The sequence below is a fragment of the Accumulibacter sp. genome (assembly GCF_029255125.1).
Taxonomy (GTDB): domain Bacteria; phylum Pseudomonadota; class Gammaproteobacteria; order Burkholderiales; family Rhodocyclaceae; genus Accumulibacter.
In genome coordinates, this window is the sequence record NZ_JAPUVR010000009.1 from 1 (window position 1) to 5,611 (window position 5,611).

The following is a 5,611-nucleotide window of genomic DNA, read 5'->3' on the forward strand; positions in this document are numbered from 1 at the left end:
TCGATCCGGCCATCGCCATCGATGTCGTAGGCGAGCAGGCCATCGTCCTTGCCCACCCAGGAGGTGCGGCGCTTCCAGCCGTCGCCATTGACGTCGAAGAAGACATTGGTGTCATCGACATTGACAAACTCGAAGCCGTTGCCGTTGAGGTCGACCGCGATTGGCTTCTTGCCCCCACCGTCGCCCGGCGGTGTCGGCGGCAGGTAGGGTCCGTAGTGCGGTACGGAGATCGACTGGAGGGTGCTCGCGCCTTGCGCGTCGGTGATCCTGACCTGGAAGATGTCGGTCGTCGGGTACACGGCTTCGCTGGGCAGGTTGCCCGCATGGTACAGCGTGCCGTTCTTGGCGCCGGCATACTGGCCGTCGTAGACGATGCGATCCGAGGCGATGCCCGGTTCCTTCCAACTCGTATATTGGAAGCTGCCATCGGCGTTCAGGTCGACACTGCCGTACTGCGGTTGGTTGACGATCTCGTAGCTCAGGCTCGAGGGCGGGTCGTCCACATCCGTTCCCGCCACCCTTCCGGCGCCGCTGTCTTCGTTGGCGATCGGTGTGGTGTGGTACTCGTAGTTCCACTGTCCAGGCGCCGGGTCGTAAACGATGATTTCGATCACCCGGTCATTCAAATCGGTCGTGCGCAGAATCGCATACGGGACGTAGATGGGGTTGCCGCCACTGACGTATTGCCCGCCGCGGTTAAACTCTTCGTCCGTACTGTAGACGATCGGTGTGTAGCCATAGACGGCCCGGGTGGTGTGCTCGACGTGGTCGAGCGTCGGTGCGTCATTGACGTTCTGCACGGTGATGTCGACCGTCGAGGTGCCGGTCTGGCCGCCGGCCGCCTGCGCTACGTAGTCGAATCCCGCGGCATCGCCCGCGTAGTTGGCTTCCGGGGTGAAATGGACGAAGCCGTTGGCGTCGAGAAAGCCGGTGCCGTGGCGGAAATGGGTGACGCCGGTGATCGTGAGGTTGCGCCCAGGAATGCCGCCCAGCGTGTCGTTGGCAAGCAGGTCGGCGCTGCTGACGATGATTTCCACGTCTTCATAGCCTGCTATGCCGTCACGGTTGGCTTCCACCGCGGCGTTATCGTCGACGCGTGTGACCAGGAGCGACAGGTGCCCGTCCTCGCTGGCCTGGACCAGGATGCCTTCCGGCACGACGCTGACGCGGCTGCCCTCACGGTCGGCTTGCAGGTCGGGGCTGGCGAGTTGCTGCTTGACGCCGCTCCTGGTCAGGGTGCCCATGGCGTAGTTGAGTTCGCTCACGTCCAGGGCTGCGAGGCCAACGACTTCGCCGGTATCCTGCTGTCCATCCTGATCAAGGTCGCGCCAGGCCTTGAGTTCGCTCCAGACGGGATCGGCCGCAGTCAACTTGCCGTCGTAGTTGGCATCCACCCACGCCATGCCGGCCAGTCCGCGCCGGGACAAGGCGACGTTGCCGTTAGCGAAGAGTTCCCGGCCGCTGTCGTACTGGCCGTTGTAGTTGCGGTCGAGGACGAGCATGGCGTCGTCGCTCCGCACCCAGGCGGTCTGCTTCAGGTAACCCGAGTCGTCGACATCGAAGGCGACGCCGTGCGCTCGGTCGGTCACTTCGATACCGTCGCCGTCCAGGTCGAGCGCCACCGGGCGGAAGGTCTGCGTCGTACCGGCGAGCGGCGCGGCGAGTTGGCCATCGCGCCCGGCGCGCTCTTCTTCGCTCAGGCCGGCCTTGGGGTCGCCGGCCTCCGTCTGCCGCCTGGCGGTCTGCACTTCCCACAGCGGGGCGATGGCGCCGCGCGACAAGGCCGAGCGAACCACGCCCTCGATGATCGACCGATACGATTCCGGGCTGCCGGGTTCGGCGTTGTAGGGGCAGCCCGAGGTATCGAAGCGCAGCGCAGGATGCTTTTCCGCGCCGGTGAGCGGGTCGATGTCGCTGTAGCGGTAGCCGCTCATGTCGTAGCCAAGGCTGGGCATGCGGTTCGGAATGATGCCAAGCTGGCTGCCCGGGCTCTGCTGGCGTACGCGTTCAATCAAGGAATTCAAGGTGGCGAGCGTGCTATTCATGACGCCCTCGACCGCCTCCTTGCCGCCGGTCTCGCCCGCCGCCTGATAGGCGATGCCGTCGCCGTTCCACACATACTGACCGGAGCCCCAGGGATCGGGAATCTCCGGTTCGTCACCGCCAAAGAGGCTACGGACGATGGAGTAGACGGCGTAGGCCCAGCCCACGTAGGGAACCGTCCAACCAAGCGACGTCTCAGCAAGAGCAATCGATGTGGTCGCGACCGCCATACCCGTTTCATCGCCATTTGCAATCGCTACGACCAGATTGACGAAAGGCATGGCCCGACCAAGACCGGTGGCCAGATCAAAGGCTGCGCCATAGCCTTCAGCCGCCGCATTGATGGCATCACCGTAACTGGAGGCCAGCATCGCGGTGTAGGCATTCGCACCAAAACTGAGCGTTTGAACTCCCGCTGTCAAGACACCCATGGTGTCCCCGCGCTCCAGTGCGTTGGCCAGGCTCATCAAGCTGAGTACGCCGCTGGCCGCATTCGCGGCAGCCGAAAGCTCCAGGTGTGGCGTGTCGTTCAGGTTTGACAGATCGTTGGCGATCCGCAAGCCTGAGGCGACTATCGGCAAAGGCTGACCGCTGCGAATCGCGTTGACCAGCGTCAGCGCATCGAGCAGGGTACCGCCGTATTGATTGATAGCGTTTTGCAGCGTCCGGCTGCCAGATTCAATCTCCTGCCTGGTGAGTAAGTTGCCTTCACCATCGTAGCTGACTTGAAAGATCCGACCGTCGGCGTAGGTGATCGTCTCGACGCGGGAATTATCGTCCTCGAAGAACTCGATCCTGGCGCGGCTGGTGATGGTGCCGTCCTCGGCCGCGTTGGTCCGGATCGTCCGTCCGTCGCTGTAGCGGACCGTTTCGCTGGTGGAGCCGTCTTCGTAGGTGGTAAGAGTGCTGGTCTGAAGCAAGAGTCCGCTACCATCACGCGTGACCGTAAATCGTTGCCCATCGTCAGATAAGGTCACATCAGAAACTTCGCGCACAGCCCCGGTGTGAAGGGTCAATAACTGAGCCTCAGTCGGAGGATCGTACTTGACCGTATGCAGGCTTTGATCCGCATACGACGTTGTCAGGGTTCTGCCCCCATCAGCAAGAAGCAAAACGGTGGTTGAAGAAACAAACTCACCCGATGCATTCAAGACGACCGTCGTGGTGCCGCCATCGGAATTGCCGATGGTCTTGCTGCCCTCGATCTGGTTCCCGCCTTGGTCATACACCCACCGGACGATGCCGGATTTGCCATACCACAATCTTATGGAAGTTGCGTTCTCCCCGGGAATAGTGACTTCTTTACTGTAACGCACCCATTCGCTACCGAAGCGGACGGCGCCCATTTCGGCAGTAGGATCATCGGCATAAGGCGAATGTGTTTGCTCACGAACCACAACGCCATTCGCGTACTCCGTTGTTTTCCACAGTTCGGTCGTCACGTCGGCAGAATTGCCTGACACGGCTTCCAGCAAGGTCTTGACTGCATTTTCCCCCAGTACCGCTCCGCCAATTCCAGAGCCGCCGACAAGTACAAGACACAAAACGTCCCCTGCTGGGCCCGTCGGCAACAGCGGGGAGAAAAATCCAGCCGCGAACGCGGTTGCTGCGATGCCACCAGCCCAGCCACCAGCGATTTGCAGCGATCCATCAGCGATGATTTTGCTGGCACCCCCCACGTCTCCGCGCTCATAAGCGGCCTGTGCCTGATCGGCCAGTTCCGTGATCTGGTACGCCGTAACGCCAACACCCAAGACGCCGAGACCCTTGAATACGCCCTCCGTCAGGACCACCGCTTTTGCCCCAATACCGAGATTGCGCCAGCCTTCACCCAGAACCGTTGCGCGTTCGCTTGACAGCGACTCTTCCAACACCGTTCTTGCGGAGGTATTCAATTCGTTTGCGGGAACACTGATGCCTTCGTACGAAAGCCCTTTGAACAAGTTTGTCGAGTCGACCTTGTCAATGAGAATTCTCGGAGACCCGTCGCTGTTGAGTTTCGGTGTGCCATCCGCATTGGCTTCGATATAGGAATGGAATCCCATTTCCCCCATCTCACCCATCAGGCTATACGAGCTCGCCGATACTGCCTTGCCAACCTCGATGATGGAGCCGGTCTTGTCGAAGATGGACTGGAATACCTCCTTGGATACCCCGTTGATCCGGGTGACCTCGGGCGTTTCGAGGATCTTCAGCAACTCAACCTGCGTCAACGTCCGGCTGTAATCGGCGAACGGCGCGACGATACGCACGTCTCCTGTCGCGCCGCCTACAAAACGCGCCGAGGCATCGGCCCACAAGCCCTTGGTGGGGTGATAGAGGAAGTCGTTGGCCGGGGTGCCGCGGGTGTCGATATCACGAATACCAACGCCGAACGCATCTGCTACAGCAGTTCTAAGCTGCAAAGAACTAAGGAAATCTGCTGCGTGCGTCCGATTAATTACCCGAATCTCTTCACCTTGGGTAATCATACCGTTAACAATCGCTTCGGACGATATACTTATGCCAATGGGGCCGCTGTAAAGAACGGTTACCCGTCCAGGAGACTCAGTGGCCACCTGCGCGGCCAAATTGCGCAGCGCTTCGGGCGTTGAGTATTTCGCCGGCTCGTTGACCAGGAACTCGATGGCTGCTTCAGCGGATAATGTTGCCATGGGCGTCTCCTCAGAAGTCGAATGTGGCAACAGACTCAACCTGGCGTGAGAGCACGCCGGCATCCTTATATGCCGTCATTGCTTCCTTGAGGTCGGCGATGATTTCCCAGCGATGGGCATCCAAAATCTCTTGATCAATGGGGTTCTTGGGACGTCGCATGCCATTCCATGACCAATGCGTCCAGCCTTTCCATCCGCCGGCTGTCTTCTCACTTCCGCCGGTTATTTTGAAGTCAATATGAAACAATGCGCCTTTCCAGAAGAAGGAGACCTCGTATTCTGTGGGTTCATCACGATTATTCTTCATCAAGCGGAAATAAACGTTCTTCTCTCGATCAATTGTCCAGAGACGGACAGCACCAGACCCCATGATGAAGTCCTTGTTGATTGCATCGATACCGTATTTCTCGGCATCTTCCGCTGAAATTCGCTCGTTCACAAAAGCCATCGTGATCATCCTCTGCTGGAATTGATTGTTGTTTCTGCGCCCACTCGCATTCTGGAAAACGGTTTCGACGTAACCAATTACCCTCCACCACTAGAATCGGCGGCAAACGTGGCATCGGGAGTCAATGCTCTCAACCTAGCACGCCATAGGCATAATTGCATCAGCGGCCGGCAAATCGGTTGCACCTCGGGCAGGTACCCGGCAGAATGTCTACCCCCTTGATACAGAGGTAACATTTTATATGCCGAGATCTTTATGTCAACGTCGTTGACTCGTTCTCTAACTTCCTTTTTTCTCAAGCTTTTTTCATGCAGTCGCGTTTGACGGAGAAGGCTTTCTCGCGAACCGGCTTCCTCAGTTTTCCCCGCCTGATGGCCTGCCTGCTCGGCGGATACACGTCCAAAGTGCAGTCCGAACTGGACGCATTCTTCGCCAATCTGGCAAACCGCGCCGACCTGCTGCGAGA

At 59.3% G+C, this 5,611-nt stretch carries 2 protein-coding genes; both read right to left on the minus strand.

Features of this window, described 5'->3' with window-relative positions:
• Positions 1-4,697: cadherin-like domain-containing protein (locus Q1L59_RS00395; protein WP_300327321.1), on the minus strand; the 4,697-nt coding region annotated here is incomplete at its 3' end.
• A gap of 10 nt (positions 4,698-4,707) precedes the next feature.
• The gene (locus Q1L59_RS00400; RefSeq protein ID WP_300327322.1) at positions 4,708-5,145 is read right to left on the minus strand and encodes a hypothetical protein; all 438 of its coding nucleotides are present in this window, start codon (positions 5,143-5,145) and stop codon (positions 4,708-4,710) included.
• Between the last annotated feature and the right edge of the window lie 466 nt (positions 5,146-5,611).